General features: G+C 48.5%; 16 protein-coding genes. 10 read left to right on the top strand and 6 right to left on the bottom strand.

Going from position 1 to position 19,658, the window contains the following annotated elements; all coding sequences use genetic code 11:
- Positions 1 to 58: 58 nt before the first annotated feature.
- The gene (locus ABXS70_RS28500) at positions 59 to 1,183 is read left to right on the top strand and encodes a diguanylate cyclase (RefSeq protein ID WP_342553178.1); all 1,125 of its coding nucleotides are present in this window, start codon (positions 59 to 61) and stop codon (positions 1,181 to 1,183) included.
- A gap of 119 nt (positions 1,184 to 1,302) precedes the next feature.
- Here ABXS70_RS28500 and ABXS70_RS28495 read toward each other — a convergent pair whose 3' ends face one another.
- Complete coding sequence (locus ABXS70_RS28495) at positions 1,303 to 2,241, bottom strand: aldo/keto reductase family protein (protein ID WP_366292775.1); 939 nt, start codon at positions 2,239 to 2,241, stop codon at positions 1,303 to 1,305.
- Positions 2,242 to 2,510: 269 nt separating this feature from the next.
- Positions 2,511 to 4,151 carry a histidine kinase dimerization/phospho-acceptor domain-containing protein gene (locus tag ABXS70_RS28490; protein ID WP_366292773.1) on the bottom strand — a complete coding sequence of 547 codons (1,641 nt, stop codon included), beginning with the start codon at positions 4,149 to 4,151 and terminating at the stop codon, positions 2,511 to 2,513.
- Positions 4,152 to 4,605: 454 nt separating this feature from the next.
- On the opposite strand from ABXS70_RS28490, the gene ABXS70_RS28485 reads away from it, so the two are divergent.
- Both ABXS70_RS28485 and nrdG read left to right on the top strand, forming a co-directional pair.
- On the top strand, positions 4,606 to 6,567 hold the full coding sequence (locus tag ABXS70_RS28485) for an anaerobic ribonucleoside triphosphate reductase (RefSeq protein ID WP_366292770.1): 1,962 nt from the start codon (positions 4,606 to 4,608) through the stop codon (positions 6,565 to 6,567).
- Entirely contained in the window at positions 6,564 to 7,073 is a 510-nt protein-coding gene (gene nrdG / locus ABXS70_RS28480) for an anaerobic ribonucleoside-triphosphate reductase activating protein (RefSeq protein WP_342553182.1), read from the top strand. The genes ABXS70_RS28485 and nrdG overlap by 4 nt, the downstream gene beginning before the upstream one ends.
- A 38-nt stretch (positions 7,074 to 7,111) precedes the next feature.
- On the opposite strand, the gene ABXS70_RS28475 is transcribed toward nrdG, so the two are convergent.
- A complete protein-coding gene (locus tag ABXS70_RS28475; RefSeq protein ID WP_342553183.1) occupies positions 7,112 to 8,860 on the bottom strand; it encodes a methyl-accepting chemotaxis protein in 1,749 nt (582 codons plus the stop codon).
- Positions 8,861 to 9,134: 274 nt separating this feature from the next.
- Complete coding sequence (locus ABXS70_RS28470; RefSeq protein ID WP_342553184.1) at positions 9,135 to 11,966, bottom strand: glycoside hydrolase family 3 C-terminal domain-containing protein; 2,832 nt, start codon at positions 11,964 to 11,966, stop codon at positions 9,135 to 9,137.
- A gap of 369 nt (positions 11,967 to 12,335) precedes the next feature.
- On the opposite strand from ABXS70_RS28470, the gene ABXS70_RS28465 reads away from it, so the two are divergent.
- From ABXS70_RS28465 to ABXS70_RS28445, 5 genes are all read left to right on the top strand, one after another.
- Positions 12,336 to 13,880: an FAD-dependent oxidoreductase gene (locus ABXS70_RS28465; RefSeq protein WP_342553185.1), complete on the top strand. Its 1,545-nt coding sequence runs from the start codon at positions 12,336 to 12,338 to the stop codon at positions 13,878 to 13,880.
- 260 nt (positions 13,881 to 14,140) lie between these two features.
- Positions 14,141 to 14,470, top strand: coding sequence for a PadR family transcriptional regulator (locus tag ABXS70_RS28460; protein ID WP_342553186.1), 330 nt, complete (start codon positions 14,141 to 14,143; stop codon positions 14,468 to 14,470).
- Positions 14,463 to 15,068, top strand: a complete 606-nt coding sequence (locus tag ABXS70_RS28455) for a DUF1700 domain-containing protein (RefSeq protein WP_342553187.1) — start codon at positions 14,463 to 14,465, stop codon at positions 15,066 to 15,068. The genes ABXS70_RS28460 and ABXS70_RS28455 overlap by 8 nt, the downstream gene beginning before the upstream one ends.
- Positions 15,065 to 15,970, top strand: a complete 906-nt coding sequence (locus ABXS70_RS28450) for a DUF4097 family beta strand repeat-containing protein (protein ID WP_366292764.1) — start codon at positions 15,065 to 15,067, stop codon at positions 15,968 to 15,970. Before ABXS70_RS28455 ends, ABXS70_RS28450 begins: the two co-directional genes overlap by 4 nt.
- A 72-nt stretch (positions 15,971 to 16,042) precedes the next feature.
- Positions 16,043 to 16,762 (top strand): 3-ketoacyl-ACP reductase, encoded by a 720-nt coding sequence (locus ABXS70_RS28445; RefSeq protein WP_342553189.1) that lies wholly within the window; start codon positions 16,043 to 16,045, stop codon positions 16,760 to 16,762.
- A gap of 106 nt (positions 16,763 to 16,868) precedes the next feature.
- Here the strand turns inward: ABXS70_RS28445 and ABXS70_RS28440 are convergent, their stop codons facing one another.
- Positions 16,869 to 17,417, bottom strand: coding sequence for an XRE family transcriptional regulator (locus ABXS70_RS28440; protein ID WP_342553190.1), 549 nt, complete (start codon positions 17,415 to 17,417; stop codon positions 16,869 to 16,871).
- A 39-nt stretch (positions 17,418 to 17,456) separates the two neighbouring features.
- The gene (locus ABXS70_RS28435) at positions 17,457 to 17,825 is read right to left on the bottom strand and encodes a glyoxalase superfamily protein (protein WP_342553191.1); all 369 of its coding nucleotides are present in this window, start codon (positions 17,823 to 17,825) and stop codon (positions 17,457 to 17,459) included.
- A 261-nt stretch (positions 17,826 to 18,086) separates the two neighbouring features.
- On the opposite strand from ABXS70_RS28435, the gene ABXS70_RS28430 reads away from it, so the two are divergent.
- Positions 18,087 to 18,764, top strand: a complete 678-nt coding sequence (locus tag ABXS70_RS28430) for an alpha/beta hydrolase-fold protein (protein WP_342553192.1) — start codon at positions 18,087 to 18,089, stop codon at positions 18,762 to 18,764.
- A complete protein-coding gene (locus ABXS70_RS28425) occupies positions 18,761 to 19,534 on the top strand; it encodes a class III extradiol ring-cleavage dioxygenase (protein WP_366292759.1) in 774 nt (257 codons plus the stop codon). Before ABXS70_RS28430 ends, ABXS70_RS28425 begins: the two co-directional genes overlap by 4 nt.
- The last annotated feature ends 124 nt before the right edge of the window (positions 19,535 to 19,658 follow it).

Genomic DNA, 19,658 nt, shown 5'->3' with positions numbered 1-19,658 from the left:
GCTGCCGCACCGTTTTTCAGATAAAATAGAGGGATGTGCGTAAAAGGGGGGATGCTGGTTGTTAAGCACTTTTTTTGTTAATCTCTGTGTGATAATCACCTTTTTGTACCTGTCAGGGATTATCGCCAAATTCTACAGCATTCGCCTGCCTTTTCCTTCGCTGCGCGTTCAGGTCATCGGCGGCTTGTTATTCGGTTTATACGGTACAGTGCTTATGAATTATTCTTTTCATATAAATGAAACAACCATCGTGGATTTGCGGCATCTTGCTGTTGTGACTGCAGCTGTATATCTTGGCGGGATGGCTTCGGTCATTTCCGGTATCATCATTGCCATTCTTCGGATCCTGATGTTCGGTATAACCTCTTCTGCAATTGATGCAGCATTCATCATGACACTGCTCGGACTGACAGGAGTATACTTTGCCTATGCTTCATGGTCCAGATTAACCAAGATCATTACCATGAATCTGCTCGGCATGACCATGATATTTGTTGTGCTGCTGATGAACACGACCAGCTTGAGTACTCTGATGAAAGTTTATCCAATACAGATGACCATCGCATTTGCCGGAGGTATTTTCATTTATTTTATTGCCGAATTTATTAATCGATCGAATGAGATGCTGTTTCTGCTTGAGCGGCGTGCTTCTACCGACCATCTGACGGATTTGAGTAATCGGCGGCAGTTTGAGCATTCGCTGCGGTCCGAGCTTCAGCATGCAAGGCAGTACCATCAGAAGCTGTCCCTGCTTGTCATTGATATTGACCGTTTCAAGAAAGTAAACGATACATACGGGCACTCTGCTGGTGATGCTGTACTGAAACAGCTTGGACAACTGCTCGTTACCCACGCACGCTCCACCGATCTTGTCTCCCGTAACGGAGGGGAGGAATTCGCGATTCTGCTGCTCGATTGCGGTTACCATCAATCCATGGCCATTGCGGAATCGGTACGGAAAGCCGTCGCCCGATTTTTATTCGCCCTGCCTGACGGTCAGACGGTAAAGCTGACCATCTCTATTGGTGTAGCCGTATACCCTGATCATTGTGATGACCTTGATGACAGTGATCTTTTTGATCAGGCTGACCGTGCATTGTACGAAGCAAAAAATACGGGACGGAATAAAGTATGCTCTCTGCCGCCGCGCAACATCACGGTTGTTGATAACGAACTTTTCTGAGAAAGCTCGAATCATAAAAGGGATGTCCCGTCTGCCTCCATATCAGGCAGATGCTGGACATCCCTTTTTAAACTTTGAACAGATACGGTTATCTATCACCTAATCATGCAGAAGAAGTATCAGGCAAGAATGCGTTCAATCTCTTCAATAACAGCAGCATCCAGTTTAACTCCCGAAGCTGCAGCATTTTCTTTGACCTGTTCCGGGCGGCTTGCACCGACCAATGCACTGGAGACATTACGCTGCCGAAGAATCCAAGCCAAGGCCAGCTGGCCCACTTTTAGATTGAGTTTGTCTGCCACTTCAGTGAGCTGTCTTACTTTGCCGATGCGGTCTGCGTTGATTTTGCCTTCATCCCAGCCGAGTTTGGCAGCCCGGCTGTTCTCCGGGATATCCGAAACAGATGTATACTTACCTGTCAGCAGACCTTGAGCAAGCGGAGAATAGACCACTTGTCCGATCCCTTTACGTTCACCCAAAGGGATAATTTCATGTTCAATGTATCGGTCAAACATATTATAGACCGGCTGATTCACAACAATGCGATCCAGCAGCAGGCGATCCGCTGTACCAAGTGCGTCTTCCATCTGAGCCGCTGTCCACTGGCTGACACCCACGTACAGCACTTTACCATGACGCACCAGATCGTCCAGTGCACGAAGGGTCTCCTCGATCGGCGTCTCCTGATGATAACGATGGCAATAGTAAATATCGATGTAATCGGTGCCGAGGCGAGTCAAGCTGGCTTCACACTGCTCCATAATATGTTTGCGGGATAACCCGTGGTCGTTAGGGCCTTCACCCATTTTATTAAAAACTTTGGTTGCGAGCACATAAGAATTCCGTGAGTACGCTTTCAATGTTTGGCCCAGCAGTACTTCGGCAGCTCCCCGCTCATAGGCGTTGGCTGTATCAAAAAAGTTAATACCTTCATCAAATGCCGTTTCAATTGATTTCACTGCATTTTCACGTTCCACGTATCCTCCGTACGTCAACCAGCTCCCTAGGCTGATCTCGCTTACTTTCAGTCCGCTTCCACCCAACCTGCGATAATCCATGAATGCATGTCCTCCTCAGAATGTAGAAATGATGAAGTTCCACATCCTATTGTAACCTAACCTAAGCGAATGAAGAAACTTTAAGTGTACAAGCAGGAGGAACAGGCAAAAAAATAAAAGCACACCCTGAAGCGATGTGCTTAGGGTGTGGCTGATAATACTGAGGGAAGCCCTTTTTGCCGTATTTGCGTTCCCAGTCGGGAGTCTACTGCAGACGTACCGAGGCACGTGAAAGGAACGCGACGCAGCCCCTTTAATAAGGACGGTTATTACGGCAAAATAATGCTTAGTGCATTTAACAGCTCGGTCTGTCTTACCGGCTTCGTCAGCACAGCATCAAAGACCTCCGTCTGATGAATGTCCATATGCATTCCGTACGGAACGAGCACAATGACGGGCAAATTCTCGATGTGCTGCTTCAGCGCAACGACGAAATCGGAGGTAATGCCCTCCTGCAATCCCATATCAACGACAGCCACGTCCGGCCTGAAGCCTTCCTTGATCCATTCACAAGCGACTGCGGAACCGGAAGTCATGTGCACATCCATCTCCCATCTCCGCATTAAAGAGGATACCCCCTGCAGGATGTCAGGATCTTTAGCGAGCAGCACTTTTTTCGCTTTCAGACGCTGCTGTACACTTGTAATTTGAGGCAGATCCCAGTATCTCCGTAAGGGAAGTGAAATTTCAAATTCTGTCTCGTTCCCATGCATGCTGTTCACCTGAATGCGGCCATGCATCAGAATCGCCAGGTTCTGACTGACCGCCAGACCCAGATTGCTTCCAATCAGCTTCTCGGTGCTGATCATCTCCGGTTTGACGGAAGAGGTTCGCAAGCGGTTATCGGATAACATCTGTCCCGAATATTTAACTCGAAGCAGGAGGAGTCCCGTCTCTTCCGTTTCCTCTCCCTTCATCTCTGCTGTCACCAGCACTGCACCTTCCCGGGTAGAATCCATGGCATACTGCATAAGATGCCCAAGCAGCTGGCCAAGCTTAACCTCGTCACCGATGAAAACCTGCGACACATTCAGATCAAGATTTAAACCAAGCTCAATATTTTTGCTCGTTGCTGCACCAGCATAGAGGTAAACCGTGTTCTCGATGGTGCTGACCAGATCGAAGGGGTCATCATGAATCACTGTTTTTCCAGCCTCATTAATATTAAAGTTCATCATATTGTTAAGCAGCGATAGCAAAATATTGCCGCTTGTTTCAATCATATTTATATACTCGACCTGCTCGTCCGACATATCGGGTGTTCGCATCAGGTCCGTCAATCCCAAAATGCCGTTCAGCGGATTACGGATCTCATGGCTCATCAGCTTGAGCATCTGTGTCTTGGTCATTGCTTCCGACTCGGCACGTTCCTTCTCGGCCTGAAGTTTTTCCTGCAGCTGTTCCGAATCACTGAGCTTCTGTTCCTGAACATGGAGTGCACGCTCCAGGTCAACAACATATCCCAGGAACACGGCCATTGCTTCCAGTGTCTTCATGTCCGTCTCACTGACCACATAACCCGGATTATCCATTAGACAGATCGTCCCAAACGCTTCACCTGTTCTTCGCATAATGGGTACACCTAAAAAGAATCGGTTTCCTAATTCATTCGTGACATTCATAGAGCTTGTCATCGAATGCTCGCAGGTATCCGAAATCGTCGTGATGACGTTACCTTTGTCTTTCAAGACCAGGCTGCAGTAAGATTCCTCGAACGGAAGTTCAGTACCTTTGACAATTAGTTCTTCTTTGCGGTTGAAGGCTTCCAGAATGACATTAGTCACTCCGTCATTCGTGGCTACGAAGATGGTATTCACTCTTAATATGCCACTTAATACGTCCACAATATGGGCCGCTGCTTCTTCGATATTTTCATAGAAGCCTTGGTTGATGCCTTCTACCGTCCCCATGATCCAACCCCTCTTTGTTTATCTTGGTGCTATATTAAATTCACCGATCAGAATGTTAAATTACATGCAGAACTCTGCTAGGAAATCAGAATGATTGTCACAAACTATACTTATATGTTTAACACCACAGAAGTATAAGAGAATCATACTGGGATCTTTAACCTTTTACCTCGCCAAACAAATCTGTAAGAATGCTTCATTCTACGACTTCTGACTTGGAAGTATATACTTGCAGGATAAATAGAAATTATACGCTCCCGCTTGAAATTTGGAAACCTCAATCCCGCGCCAAATCACGGAAATTGCTCTCATCCCCTAAGGGAGTGTGATCATAATCACACCCAAAAACCCACATATAGTTTATAAATGGATAATACCAATCAACATGTAGTATATAACTTATATATTATCAAAATTATAATCTATTATAAAAATCATTTAGGAGGCACGTTACATGACTATGCTTGAGTATGCCGCACCACCGGCAGCCGATCTGTTATCTGACCTGGGAAGACGTATTATTGGCGCAGAAGACGCTGATACGCTGAGAGAGAACGCGAATCTGAATGGGGATTCGTTCAGCGGCAAGATGAGCAGGCTTGGATCAGAGACTGCCAAATGGCATGCTATGCGTCATGTACTGCCTGTGGCACTTGCAGAAGCTGTTGAGAGCGGAGACTTGTATGTGCACGATCTGGATCAGTATGCCCTTGGAACGACCAACTGCATCTTCATTCCATTTGATCGGCTGCTGGCTTCCGGGTTCAATACCGGGAATGGGTCTGTTCGTACCCCCCAGACGATTATGTCTGCGATGGCACTGGTTGCGATCATCTTCCAATCCCAGCAAAACAGTCAGTACGGCGGCGTTTCTGCCAACAAAATAGACTGGGATCTCGCGCCTTATGTACGCCGCTCATTCATAAAGCATTTCCGCAAAGGACAGCGCCTCTTCGACGAGCATGCCGTACTAATGGACGAGCACCTTCATCTGGATAGTGCCGAAGCGAAGCAGCAGTGTCCGCGTGCATTTGCATTCGCATATGAAGAGACAGAACTGGAGACTGGACAGGCGGCCGAATCACTTATACATAATTTGAATACGATGAGCAGCCGCGCAGGTGGGCAAATTCCTTTTACCTCATTAAATTACGGAATGTGTACCTCAGCAGAGGGACGCCTCGTGTCTCGTTCGCTGCTGGAAGCAACCATTCGCGGCCTTGGGCATGGAGAGACACCCGTATTTCCACAGCATATTTTCCAGTGCAAGCAGGGCGTTAACCAGTCTAAGGACGATCCGAACTATGATTTATTCCGCCTCGCGGTGACCTGTTCTTCACGGCGTATGTATCCTAACTTTGTCAATGTGGATGCCTCGTTTAATTTGCCCTATTACCGCCCGGAAGACCCGGATACGATCATTGCGACTATGGGCTGCCGCACGCGTACCCTTGCGGATCGGTTTGGCCGGAATCGGCAGAGCGGTAAAGGAAACCTGTCCTTCAACACGGTTAATCTGGTCAAATTGGGGATTCGATTCGGTATCTGCCGGGGAAACCGGGCTGTCGCGGATCGGGAAGGTTTCTATGCGGCTCTGGATAAAATCATGCACAATGCCGTGGACGGCCTGCTGCACCGGTATGCCATACAGAAAAAACAGCCCGCCAAATCATCAGACTTCATGATGCGTGAAGGCGTATGGGAAGGCGGCGAGAAGCTGGAACCGGATGAACCGGTTGCCGATCTGTTAAAGCACGGAACGTTGTCGCTTGGATTTATCGGACTGGCCGAATGTATGACCGCTATGTATGGACGCCATCACGGACAGGACATGCATGTACATCGCGAAGCGCTGCATGTCATCCGCACGATGAGAGAATTCTGTGATCGCATGAGTGAGCAGCATAACTTGAACGTTACACTGTTTGCGACACCTGCAGAAGGTCTATCCGGTAAATTCACCAAATTAGACCGTGCTCGTTATGGCCCCATCTCCGGTGTAAATGAACGTGAATATTATACGAACTCATTCCACATCCCGGTTTATCATCATCTTCCTGCCTATCGTAAGATCGAGCTGGAAGCGCCTTTTCACGCCCTGTGTAATGCCGGAGCCATCTCTTATGTTGAGCTTGACGGCAATGTGCGGGCCAACACGGCGGCTTTTATGCGCATTGTGCAGTACGCACTGGCACAGGATATCGGGTACTTCTCGATTAATCATCCGATCGATCGCTGCCCGGAATGCGGGTATGAGGGGGTTATCGGTGATCGCTGTCCGGAATGCGAGGTGCACGAAAATGATGTGCATTTTCAACGCCTGCGCCGCGTAACCGGCTATCTGACAGGAGATTATAAAGTCCGCTTCAATGCTGCGAAGCAGGCTGAGGTACGCGATCGAGTGAAACACCGATGAACCTGTTTGGTTACATTCCCGAATCGGTCAATGAAGGAACGGGTCTGCGTGCCGTGCTGTTTATCAGCGGATGCCGTCACGCATGCCCTGGCTGCTTCAGCCCTGATTCATGGAGCTTCAGAGCAGGGGAACCCTTCACCGAAGAGCGGCAGCAGCAGATTTTGCAGGAGGTCACACACCACCCATTGCTGGACGGTGTGACGTTATGCGGAGGTGACCCTTTTTTCTCGGCAGCAGGATGTGTCCGGTGGGTGCGCCAGTTCCGGAATGCACGGCCTGATCTGACGGTGTGGGCCTACACAGGATTTGAATATGAGGAGCTCGTCACCGACCCGGAGAGAGCAGCGCTTGCGCAGCTGTGCGATGTGATTATAGATGGACGTTACATTGCAGCTGAGCGTGATGTATCCCTGCCCTTCCGCGGCAGCCGTAATCAGCGTTTGATTGATGTGCGTGCCACGCAGAATTCGGGAAACATCGTTACCCTGCAGATCGATGCAGGGTAACGATGTTTTTCTATGCTGACACAACAAAACGAGCAGTGTTACACCTGAAATCTTTGAATAACTTGATTCAGTTCGTGAGCCAGGCTTCTCAGCTCATGGGATAGACTGGACACTTCCTGCATTAAGGCCAGCTGCTCTTCAGAAGAAGCACGAGCTTTGTTTGCATTGTCAGATGAGTCAGAAGCTGCAGTACCGAGCTGAGACAGAGCGGCAGCAATCTGATCACTGCTGGCTGACATCTGCTCTGAGGCGGCAGATACTTCATAGATCTGTTCCGACACCTTTTGTATCGCTCCAACGATCTGACGGAAGGCCCCGGCGGTGATTTCAGACGTCTCTGCACCCTTTTTAGCTGCGTTCACAGACTCTTCAATGGAGCCTACGGCCCTCTCTGTATAATTAAATATGCCTTTCAGGATTTGGTCGATCTGATCGGAGGATTCTTTGGAGCGGGTAGACAGCTTCTGAATCTCCTGAGCCACTACAGCAAATCCCCTGCCGGATTCCCCCGCTCTAGCGGCTTCAATAGAAGCATTGAGAGCAAGAAGGTTCGTTTGATCCGCGATATCCCGAATCATAGACATGATTCCGCCAATGTTACTATTCTGCTGCTGCAGCTCATGAAGAACCGTAACCGTCCCGGTCATGTTATGTTCAATTCGCTGCATCTGATCGACCATGGTTGTAATATCTGCTTCGCCCGTGGTTGCCCGATCCGTCGTATCCGCAGCCAATGCGGCTGCTGTCTGGGTTGATTCAGCAATACGCCGGATACCCGTCACCATCTCGCTGATGGATTCCTGGCATTCATATGTGGATTGGCGCTGCCGTTCTGCCCTGGAGGATACCTGCAGCATTGATTCGGTGATCTCCTGTGAAGCTTCCGTTGTTCGCTCCGCGCTTAACTGCAGATCAGATGCGGAACGGGTCACGTTTGAGGAGGTTGACTGAATTCCTGTAATCAGCTGCTGCAGCGCTGCGAGCATATGATTAAATGCTTTTGCAGACTGTCCGATTTCATTGTTATTGCGCACCGTCAGGCTTACCGTCAGATTGCCTTCCGCAGCCAGATTGGATACAACCGCCAGATTTTGTAACGGACGAAGGACAATACGCAGCAGAATAATCAGCAGAACGATCAGCACCGCTGCTGCCAGCAGTCCCCCGCCCAAACTGTATAAAAACATCCACATCCGATCCTGCTTTACTTTGGCGGCGTCCAAATCCAGACCAAATATAGCTGCCGCTTGCCCACGGTCATCCTTAATCGTGCTTAGATAGGTCACCCAAGTTCCTGCGCTATCAGTATAAGGTTCAGTAAAAGCTGTCCCCTGCTGCAGAACAAGTTTATATGTATCTTGAACTAAAGCCGGAATTTCATATTCGACGCCGGGTACCATACCCAGATCAATCAGGGCCTGATTGACCTGTACTCCGGTCAAAATCTGTTTCCCATCACGTTCAATAATATCCGATTTAAAGATATAAGCGTTCGCAATGGATGCAGCACCCGTCATGGCATCCAGCTGTTCTTTCAGGGACGTAAGTTCAGGTGAGGATGGTTGATCAGAGGTTTCCAGCTGCTTCTTGGCTGTCTCTACTTGGTGATAGTTAACTTGGAGCTGGCCGGACAAGGCCTTACCGACCTGGTTAATCTCTTCATAGTAGGCCTGCTCGCTCTGCTTAAAATTGATAAAACTCATCGTAAGGATCAGAGCAAACAGGATGAAGGCAATTAGAACAGAACTTGTAAAAACTAAACTTCGATTGCGAAAATAGTGTAACATTGGAGTTTCCTCTTTTCCTTGGCTTTTCCAGCTTACATATCCGTCCTGATAAAGAATGCGCCTGAGATTGGCTTTTCTTCACCTTTGCAAGCAGTTAATGATATGACACTATATAGTATTTATCGTTATATAATTTCTGTTTTTGAATGGGAACCTTAGAAAAAACGCAAAAAGGGCCAACCAGCAAAGCTGGCAGCCCCATATTACAGAGAGGATACAATAGAAAGTCGGCGACCTTCTGCTAATCGTAAGCTCTCTTTTATATGTTCTATAACTAACGAATCTCGAAATGACGAATGCGTACACCCGCAGTCAGTACCAGATAAACATCCTGCAATCCCGCTGCTCCTGTCAGTTCAGCTTTAACCGACTGCCACTGCTGCGCACCGCCCCGTGCCAGTTCCAAACGACCAGCAATTGCGCCATCAGGTGCACCTAATCTCACTTCCAGCACACCATCTTCCTGTTCTGCAGATACGCGTGCTTCAAGAACAGTCATCCCGCTTCCAAGATCAGCATCCTTAAAGGCAATCCACCCCCGCTCTCCGATAACACGGACTGCTGTTCCGCCTTCTTTGCACTCATCCAGTTCCACACCCTGATACGCATCATAGTTCTCGGCGCGTGTACTCACACTTAGATTACGTGCAGGAATAGTCTCTCCCACTACCTTCAGATCTGCAACTAACTGCACATCCGATGAAGACTTGGCTGCCATGATGGAATAAATGCCTTCCTCCACTACGTACCGGTCACGCGTGACATCCCAGATTGCCAGTTCCTGAACAGGCAGCTCAAAATGAACCGTTACTGTCGCTCCTGCTTTAATATGAAGGCGGCGGAAAGCTTTCAGCGTTTTGAGCGGACGTTTAACTCTTGACTTGCCTGCACGTACATACAGCTGCACCACCTCGTCACTGTCGATTGAGCCGGTATTGGTCACATCCACACGGATCGTCACTTGGTCATCTTGGCCCGCTTGTAAAGGACTAACCTCCAGATTGCTGTATTTAAATGATGCATATGTCAGCCCGTGTCCGAACGGATATAACACACTGCCTTCAAAATATTGATACGTCCGTCCAGATTGAATGATATCGTAATCGCGAATATCGGGCAGCTGATCTTCCGATTGTACCCAAGTCATGTTCAAACGGCCCGCAGGAGCATAATCCCCGTACAGCACGTCAGCGACTGCGCTGCCCAGTTCCTGTCCGGCATGTGACGTGTACAGGATCGCTGGAATATTCTCCTGAACCCAGTTACAGGTAAATGGATAACTTCCCACGATGACCACTACCGTATTCGGGTTAGCCTCATATACGGCCTGCACCAGCCGCTGCTGTGATTCGGCCAGATCCAGACCCGGACGATCCACTTCTTCTTTGCCGTTGACGAGTGGGTTGTTACCAACAAATACAATGGCTGTCTCGGCTTCTTTGGCAGCAGTAACGGCTTCTTCTATTCCGCTGATTACTACATTTTGCTGAAATGTCTCGGCATCACCAAATTTCTTCAGCTCTTCAGACACCTTGAGCGCATCATGCCCTTCAGCCGGCACGGTCACCACTTTGCCATTCCAAGTTGTCAATCCTACACTGCCGTCAGGCTGCGGAAGCAGGTGAAATACTTCTTTGACAAACCAGCCATACACCTCATTAGCTGACGCAGTGACGGACTCTTCATCCGTGGTCAGGTATTTGCCATTACTTTCGGCCTGCAGCGTGTAACTGCCAAAACCCCAGTCCGTCACTCGGAACGTCTCGGCTTCTTCCGAAGCTTTGACTGCCATCACAGGTGAGTTCTCGGTCCGGACAAGTCCCAGCTTCTTACCGCTTGCTTTAGAAGTCAGCGTGATGCGGTCATCACCATCCTGGAAGGTTACGTTATCGCTGCCTACTTTGCTGCGAATGGCTTCCAGAGGTGTCACATGGTAAGGCAGCGTTCCTGCATACCAGTCCCGATAGACTGTTCCGCCGAGCTGACCAATGACAGCCACTTTACCTGCTTGGGTTTTGTCCAGGGGCAGGATGCTTTTATCATTTTTAAGCAGGACCATTTGTTCTCTCGCCGCCCGAAGAGACAATGCCTTGGCCTTCTCTGTCATCATAGATTCCTCGCCGATTGCAGCATACGGGTTGCCTTCTTCGGGATCAAACTCACCGAGACGGAAACGTACACGGAAAGTGTTGAACAAGGCTTTATCAATATCCTCCATGCTGAGCAGCCCCTGCTCCAGCCCTTCACGCAGCGCTTGCTTGGACAGTTCGGCATCATCGGTGATGCTGTCAATCCCTGCTTTGACTGACTCCACCGTACCTGGTGTGTGGGAATCGTAGTAGTGATGGTCATTTTTGATGCCCATCACGTCACCCGCATCGCTGACGATAAAACCATCCATGCCCCATTCACCTTTGACAATCTCGTTCACATAGGGATGCAGCAGAGCTGGCGTTCCATTGATAGAGTTGTACGCAGTCATCATTGACTGTGCTCCGCCCTGCTTGAACGGCTTTTCAAATGCTTTCAAATAATATTCGCGCATATTGCGCGGATCGATACTGGATGAGCCGCTGCCGCGATCCACCTCGTTGTTGTTGCCTAGAAAGTGTTTGAGGGTAGCCACCGCTTTATAGTATTGGGGGTGATCACCCTGGATGCCCTTTACCAATGCGGTTGTCAGCTCTGCTGTCAGCTCCGGGTCCTCACCATACGCTTCCTCATTCCGACCCCAGCGCGGATCACGTTCCATATCCACCGTTGGTGCCCACAGGGTAAGACCATTGACGGCAGGATTACGCTTATAGAATACACGTGCTTCATCTCCGATGACGGAGCCGATTTGTTTCATCAAATCTGTATCCCACGTACATGCCAGCCCAACAGGCTGTGGGAAGGATGTCGCTTCACCAAGCCATGCCAGTCCGTGCGCAGCTTCCGTTCCGTGTTTGTAAGCCGCCACACCCAAGCGCTCAACGGCTGGCTGGTACTGGAGCATGGATTCGATTTTTTCTTCATCTGTCAACCGGGATACGAGGTCCTTTACCCGATCGTTAAGCGGAAGTGCAGTATCTTGAAACGGGTATTTCGTTTGATGAGTTGTCATATCCAATCTCCTTCAATAAATGAAATTATAATTATAATGATAGCGAATACAATTTTAAAATAAATTATGCATTAGTTCAGATGCATTATACTGCTAAATTGACTAAAAACCCTTTGTCATACATGCATTCTTCTAAGAATAGGATGTTCATTATATTTTTCTAAAACGATTTCGATATTCCTACTATAAAACATATGAAGTCAAAAATACAGGGGCCGATTCATGAAAATGTGAAGCTTCCACTCTTAAATTATAGGTGTACTCGTTTTTTTCTGGCATACTCTGGCAATCCTGATTAGAAGTACTGGAATATATGAACCCAGGCATCCCGCAATAGGGTCTGATCCAGATCGAGGAGGAAGAAAATAAATGAGTGAACACGAGCAGTTAAAAACAAATTTGCCGCCGATCCCGGAATCTTTATGGCGAGCCGCGAATACATTCAATACCTATCCGAAGCTGGCAGAGGACACTTCAGCCGACGTAGCCATTATTGGTGCCGGGATCGCAGGCATTACAACGGCCTATCTGCTTGCACAGTCTGGTCTGAGTGTTGTGCTGCTTGAAGCAGGCAAGGTGCTGGATGGTACAACCGGCCATACGACTGCTAAAGTATCTGCACAGCATGGGGTGATCTTTGACGAAATCATGCATCATTTCGGGCAGGAGCAGGCACAGATGTACTATGAAGGGAATGCGAGTGCAGCGAGCTGGATGCGCAGTTTAGTCAAGGAAAAGCACATCAACTGCCAGTGGTCCGATGAGGATGCCTATGTCTATATTCAATCCGAAGACAATATTAAAAAGCTCGAGATTGAGCTGACTGCTTACGGCAAATTGAACATCCCCGGTGAATGGGTAGATCCACTGCCAATCCCTGTCCCATCCAGAGCAGGTATTCGTATGCCCGGGCAAGCACGGTTTGATCCGTTAGCCTACCTTCATTATCTGCTGGAAACAGCCGTGAAGCAGGGTGTGCGCATCTATGAACACACCACGGTAACCGATGTTGAGGAAGAAGCTTCCCTTCGAATACGAACGTATGGCGGTTCATTCGTCACGGCAGAGCATATCGTTGTCGCTTCTCATTTTCCCGTGTATGATCCCGGATTTTACTTCACCCGGCTTCATGCCGAGCGTTCCTATGCGGTGATGGTTGAGCCAGAAAAAACGTATGCCGGCGGCATGTACATCTCGGATGATGAACCGGCCCGTTCACTTCGTGCCGTCATACACAATGGCAAAGAGCATATTCTCTTCGGCGGGGAAAACCATAAAACCGGACAAGGCATATGCACCTTCGGTCACTACGAGCGCCTGGAGCAGTATGCAGCAGAAACGTTTGGCATTCGCAGCATTCCATTTCGCTGGTCTGCCCAAGATCTCATCTCCATCGATAAAGTACCCTACATCGGACCGATCACCGGAAGACATGAACGGATCTATGTTGCCACAGGCTTTGCCAAATGGGGAATGACTACAGGCACGATGGCTGGGCATATACTGGCAGACCGGATTACTGGACGGGATAATCCACATGCCGCTGTTTTTGATCCGGCAAGATTCAAAGCCGACCCGGGCATCAAAAACTTTATTGTGGAAAACGTCAATGTTGCAAAGGAATTAATTTCCGGAAAAGTAGGCATCGTTCACAAAAATATAAGCGAGATTGAGAATGACGAAGGAGCCGTCGTTCGTCATAACGGCAAACGGGCCGGTGCCTACAAGGACACCAGCGGAAAGCTCTTTCTGGTCGATACAACCTGCACCCATCTGGGATGCGAAGTGGAATGGAACAAAGGAGAGCGTTCCTGGGACTGTCCCTGCCATGGCTCCCGTTTCAATTATGAAGGCCGCGTCATAGAAGGACCTGCGGTAGAAGACCTTCCGATCCTGGATGTGCAGGGACCTTAATTACACGAGCTGTCTCATCTGAACCCCGTGAACCCCGAATTGTGAAGCCGCGTTCAGGGTGCCTTTCGTACATTCATCTTATAGACCGGGTCGGTATCCGCCTCCAGACGGAAGCAGCCGATCCGGTTTTTCTGTATGCTGATATCAAGGCTTATTTATAAATACTGCGTTGCATTACACACTAGTGAATGCTATGATGAGTTCATCACTACTGAATAATACATAATAGTGAATATTGAAAAGAACCAGGAGGAACCGATGTGAATGTGAACATCCAGTTCAAAAAAGGGGTACTGGAGCTGTGCGTCCTGGTCTTGATTCATCGTCAGGATCGCTATGGTTACGAACTGGCTCAGGCGGTCTCCAAACATTTTGAAGTGGCTGAAGGTGCGCTGTATCCTTTGCTCCGCCGGCTTGTGAAGGACGGATACTGTACAACTTATCTGCAAGAATCCAGTGAGGGACCTCCCCGTAAATATTACCGCCTGTCCGATACAGGCCGTGAATATATGGAAGTACTAACCACAGAATGGAACACATTTGTACGCAGCGTTGCAAATCTGATAGAGGAAGGAACCGAAGATGAATAGACAACAATTTATGCAGGCGATGGAAAAGCATTTACGTCCGCTGGACCCGTTAGAACGTGCCGAACTGCTTGCGGATTATGACCAGCATTTCGCCATCGGACTGCGTGAAGGCAGATCCGAAGAGGAAATCTCCCGGGAACTGGGTCGTCCGGAGGAGATTGCGCGTGAAGCACTCGGCGATCGGTACGAGGCTCACACATACTCTGATATATCCGGTACGGACCCCTTCTATGCACCTCCATTCGGAGAGAGGCAGCCAGCCGTGAACCGGAATCGGGCTGCACGCAATTTTTTCGCCCTAATCGGCTTGATATTCTTGAATCTGATGCTCATGATTCCCATCGGTCTCAGCCTCTGGTCGGTGTGGCTCACCATTGCAGGCATGTCCCTGCTGACCCTGGCCCCTGTCGCCGCTATTGTAGATTATCTATTTCTGAACCACCTCGAAAAAGCGGAAATTTTCGTGTCCATTGGTTTATTCGGAATTGGCATACTGTTTGCCTTTGCCTCCAAGTTTGTTTTTCGAGCATTTAAAACCATTACGCTTCAATATATTCGTTGGAATGCAAAAGTGATGAAAGGGGATGTTTCTTCATGAGTACTAAAAAATGGATTGCAATTGCCGTCATCTGTATCGGAATAGGTTTGCTTGGTACATCCATCTACGGCGTTCAGTTTGGAGACGAACGGGAGCCATACGCTAAACGGTGGGACTTCAATTCCGGGGAGCTGCAGAACATCCAGATGAACGGCAGCTTTGATGCTGATATTGAATTCATTGTCAGCCCGGATAACGATGCATATATCGAGGTAGACGGCAAATGGGATGAACATGAGATCAAAAGCTTTGAACAGGCAAAATTGACCGATGGCACATTCAAGCTGACCCAGGAAAAGCGTGCCCGCTTTCAATTTCTTACCTTTCATTGGGACGAAGAGGATTCAAGAATAACCGTAGCTTTACCGGAAGGATATCGTTTAAATGATGTCTCACTGCATTCCTCCTCAAGTGACTGGGATGTAAATGGACTGCACGCTCAATCACTAGAAATGAAAAACACGTCCGGTTCTATCCGTTTGCAGGAAGTCAAAGTTCCTCGAATTGAACTATCACTGACTTCCGGAGACATTGCTGCTTCCACAATCAACGGAGATATGACCGTTGAACAAACCTCAGGAAGCTTTAAAGCAGATCAGATTGCCGGAAAAGTAACAAGCAGCATTCAGTCAGGAGATATCCGGATTACAAATTTAAACGGTGATGCGGACGTCGAGTTCACTTCGGGAAGTATACATATCGAGCAGTCTCAAGCAGCTTCCGTTAACGCTTCGGGGACTTCGGGAGATATCTACATTCAGGCTGCACCTGATTTTGACGGTATCTATGATGCCCGCGCCACTTCAGGTGATGTCGATGTACCTGAATCACCAATGGTGAGCAAGGAACTGATTAAGGCCAGAACAACATCCGGCAGCATTGAGATTACTAAACAGCCATGAAGCATATTTCCGATCGTTGGGTAAAGTATAGTATAATCAAGTGCTAACCCAAATGCTGAGGAGGATTATCCCATGGAACTTAAAAATAAAACAGCCATTATTACAGGTGCTGGTAAAGGTATCGGACGTGCCATTGCCGAAGCCCTTGCCAAGGAAGGCGTACATCTCGGACTGATTGCCCGCACGGCTTCTGACCTTCAGGCCCTTCAAGAGTCTTTAAGCCAGGAATATGGTATAAAAGTAACCAGCGCAGCAGCCGACATCTCGGATCGCACTCAAGCTGAAGCTGCAGTCGCAGCGATTGAGCTGGAGCTTGGAGCCGTTGATATCCTGATTAATAATGCAGGGATCGGCAAATTCGGAACACTCCTGGACATGGACCCTGAAGAGTGGGAGCGCATCCTGCATGTCAATGTAATGGGTACATACTACGTGACACGTGCCGTCCTTCCAAGCATGATCAAGGAGAGCAGCGGCAGCATCATCAATATTGCTTCAACAGCAGGCGAGCGCGGATTCGCTACAGGTTCCGCCTACTGTGCTTCCAAGTTTGCACTGCTTGGAATGACAGAATCCCTGATGCAGGAAGTCCGCAAATCCAATATTCGTGTAACTGCATTGACACCAAGCACGGTGAATACCGAACTGGCTGTGAATGCCGGACTCAAGATTGGAGACGAAGATCGCATGATGCAGGCTGAAGATGTGGCTGAGCTTGCGCTGGCAACATTGAAGCTGTCCGATCGTGTATTCGTTAAAGCCGCAGGTCTCTGGACAACCAATCCACAGTAAGCCTCAAGCGAAGGCCAGCTTCATTAGAAGCAGAAAGAGAGCCCGAAAACCACCAACCAGCGTTCTGGTTGGTGGTTTTTATAATACTTCATTATCTCTCTCCCACTTACGGGTTCAGCAGGTGATCCAGCTCCAATTCCTTGGACACTGCAATCAATACAACGGCGGGCTCATCGCCAATATTGGTAACCTCATGCGGTACAATCGCGTTCCACGTAAATGAATCTCCCGCTTCCAGCGTTTCCTCATCCTCTCCCTGCTTTGCCTGGATCACCCCCTGCATGACCAGATGGCTCTCCTCACCCGCATGTTTACTTATACCTGTAGAAGCCCCTGGTGGCAGCTCTACGATCGACATGCGCATAGCGCCTTTCGCCGTTAACTGCTGTACTTTGATCTGCCCGCTGCCCGCAGTCGTTTCCTTGCGTTCATGCCTCCGCACCACATTCATCCGCTGTTCCGGTGTTAGCAGCAGGTACGGCAGCGGCACATCCAGATAGTCGGCAATGCTTTCCAGTGTAGCAATGGAGGGTGAGGTTTTGTTATTTTCCACATTGCTGATGAAACCTTTGGACAGTCCCGTGCCCTCACACATCTGCATGATGGTAATCTGTTTCTGTTTTCGTATCGTTCGAATTGCCAAGCCGATATCCATAGTCCTGCTCTTCCTCTCTCTGATTACTGCTCAATTCATTCAAGATTCAACCGCTGTCTCTACGAAAATAAGCCGGTTGCCAAATGGATCAGTAATCGTCATTTCCCGTGAATGCCAAGGTGTTTCTTCTATACCGGGTCTGGCATATTTGTAATTTTTCAGAGAAATCCGCTCATGCAGCTCATCCAACTGCTCCGTCTCAATACGTACTGCCGCACCCGGAGTACAATCTCCGTGATGTTCAGATAGATGAATGACAGCATCGCCATGGGACACCTGCATATATAAGGGCATGTCTGCCTCAAATCGATGCTCCCAGTCCAGCTTGAATTCCAGATAATCAATATAAAAATCCTTTGCTTTAAGTTCATCAAATATCCTCAGAATAGGTACAATCCGTTTCATCATCTTAGCAGCTCCTTCTCCAAAAATGAATATACATTTCCCTTTTCTCAAGTTCCTTGATACAAAACATATTTTCATCATACAAAAAAAGTGTTGACCCTACAATGAAATCGTGATAAATTTTGTTCATTAATAAGAATATTATTTTCACATTAGTGAACTTTTTTTCGAAAGATGTCGATTCAATCTATTCTATTTCTTTATGGGTTCGGTTTACACATTTGATTCATGCATATCTTACATTTCACCTGGAGGTGTATTGGTTTGAATTCTTCTTATATTCATGAGGTGATGCTGCCTCCCGATTACGATAAAGATCAGCAGTACCCGGTTATTTTCGCTCTGCACGGTATGGGATCGGATGAACAGGACATGCTTCGGCTGCTGGAGCCCTTGTCTTCTGATTTCATTATCGCTGCCATTCGCGGCCCTATTGTTCAAGGTGGTGGATATGCTTATTTCCAGATCAAAAGTATAGGGAATCCTGTCCGCGAATTATATGATGCCTCGGTTCAGGGGCTACAGCAGCTCATCCTTGAGCTGTCGGCTCAATATGCGATTGATCCTGCACGACGTTACATCGCCGGATTCAGTCAGGGCGGCATCATGGCAATGACGCTGGCCTTGGTTATGGGTGACGCAATCAAGGGCATTGCTGCCCTGAGCGGATACATTCCGCAGTTTGTCAAAGACGAATACACTCTTCAGCCTTCGCCCAATCTGTCTGCGTTTATCTCGCATGGTGATCAGGACCATCTGTTCCCGCTGCAGCTTGGCGAAGATAACGCTGCTTTCTTCCGAAAGTACACTGACCATGTCACTTATGTACCATACAGCGGCGGTCATACCGTGACCCCTGAGTTATACGCCAAACTTCAACATTTCCTGCAAACGGATATCCAGGTAACGACTGAAGATACGAAAGGAATGAAAGAATCATGATGCCATCTCTGTTTATCGCTCATGGCGCTCCTTCACTGGCGCTCGAGGAGAATGCTTACACTGAGTTCGTGCAAAAACTGGGGCAGGAGATGCCCAAGCCAAAAGCAATCGTGCTGTTCTCCGCTCACTGGGAATCGAACACACAGCTTGTCTCCTCTGTAAGCGGATCATATGACACGATCTATGATTTCGGCGGTTTTCAGCCTGAACTCTACCAGATTAAATATCCGGCGGAGGGGCATGCCGAAACAACTGCTGAAGTCGTCAAACGGCTAACCGAGGCGGGAATCCCTGTACAGACCGATGATATGCGCGGCCTCGACCACGGAGCATGGGTTGTACTGCGTCTGCTCTATCCTGAAGCAGACATCCCTGTCGTGGCTTTGTCTGTTAACCGTTACCTGACAGGCGAGCAGCAGTACCAGATTGGTAAAGCACTCGTCTCGCTGCGTGAACAAGACATTCTGGTCATCGGCAGCGGGGGAACGGTGCACAACCTGCGACGTTTGAACTGGGAAAGTACAGGTGTGGATTCATGGGCCTTAGAATTCGACAGCTGGCTGCAGGATAAGCTGGAGCGCTGGGATACGGATGCTCTCTTTGCTTATGACAAAACTGCACCGTCTGCTCAGGCTGCAGTCCCTACACCAGAGCATTTTGTACCTCTACTGCTGGCAATGGGTGCAGGAGATGCAAAAAAGCAAGCCTCCCTCTTGTTCCGGGCATATCAGCTTGGAAACCTGAGTCTGTCCTGCTGGAAATTTGAATAAGCTGGACGCATGAGACTGTGAATACAAGAAATATTAGAGATATGAAAATCGCGGATGCAGCAATACAGATATAGATATGGATACAGTTCCAGTAAGATATAAGATGTACACTATAGATGCGCGA

The organism is Paenibacillus sp. AN1007, from assembly GCF_040702995.1.
In the GTDB taxonomy this organism is placed as follows: domain Bacteria; phylum Bacillota; class Bacilli; order Paenibacillales; family Paenibacillaceae; genus Paenibacillus.
The sequence above is the reverse complement of the archived record's forward strand: the minus strand, read 5'-3'. Positions and strand labels throughout refer to the sequence as shown.

Bases quoted from the DNA above. Each gene is read 5' to 3' on its own strand.
- ABXS70_RS28495 (WP_366292775.1), bottom strand. From the start codon at position 2,241: ATGGATTATCGCAGGTTGGGTGGAAGCGGACTGAAAGTAAGCGAGATC.
- ABXS70_RS28490 (WP_366292773.1), bottom strand. From the start codon at position 4,151: ATGGGGACGGTAGAAGGCATCAACCAAGGCTTCTATGAAAATATCGAA.
- ABXS70_RS28485 (WP_366292770.1), top strand. From the start codon at position 4,606: ATGACTATGCTTGAGTATGCCGCACCACCGGCAGCCGATCTGTTATCT.
- nrdG (WP_342553182.1), top strand. From the start codon at position 6,564: ATGAACCTGTTTGGTTACATTCCCGAATCGGTCAATGAAGGAACGGGT.
- ABXS70_RS28475 (WP_342553183.1), bottom strand. From the start codon at position 8,860: ATGTTACACTATTTTCGCAATCGAAGTTTAGTTTTTACAAGTTCTGTT.
- ABXS70_RS28470 (WP_342553184.1), bottom strand. From the start codon at position 11,966: ATGACAACTCATCAAACGAAATACCCGTTTCAAGATACTGCACTTCCG.
- ABXS70_RS28465 (WP_342553185.1), top strand. From the start codon at position 12,336: ATGAGTGAACACGAGCAGTTAAAAACAAATTTGCCGCCGATCCCGGAA.
- ABXS70_RS28455 (WP_342553187.1), top strand. From the start codon at position 14,463: ATGAATAGACAACAATTTATGCAGGCGATGGAAAAGCATTTACGTCCG.
- ABXS70_RS28450 (WP_366292764.1), top strand. From the start codon at position 15,065: ATGAGTACTAAAAAATGGATTGCAATTGCCGTCATCTGTATCGGAATA.
- ABXS70_RS28445 (WP_342553189.1), top strand. From the start codon at position 16,043: ATGGAACTTAAAAATAAAACAGCCATTATTACAGGTGCTGGTAAAGGT.
- ABXS70_RS28440 (WP_342553190.1), bottom strand. From the start codon at position 17,417: ATGGATATCGGCTTGGCAATTCGAACGATACGAAAACAGAAACAGATT.
- ABXS70_RS28435 (WP_342553191.1), bottom strand. From the start codon at position 17,825: ATGATGAAACGGATTGTACCTATTCTGAGGATATTTGATGAACTTAAA.
- ABXS70_RS28425 (WP_366292759.1), top strand. From the start codon at position 18,761: ATGATGCCATCTCTGTTTATCGCTCATGGCGCTCCTTCACTGGCGCTC.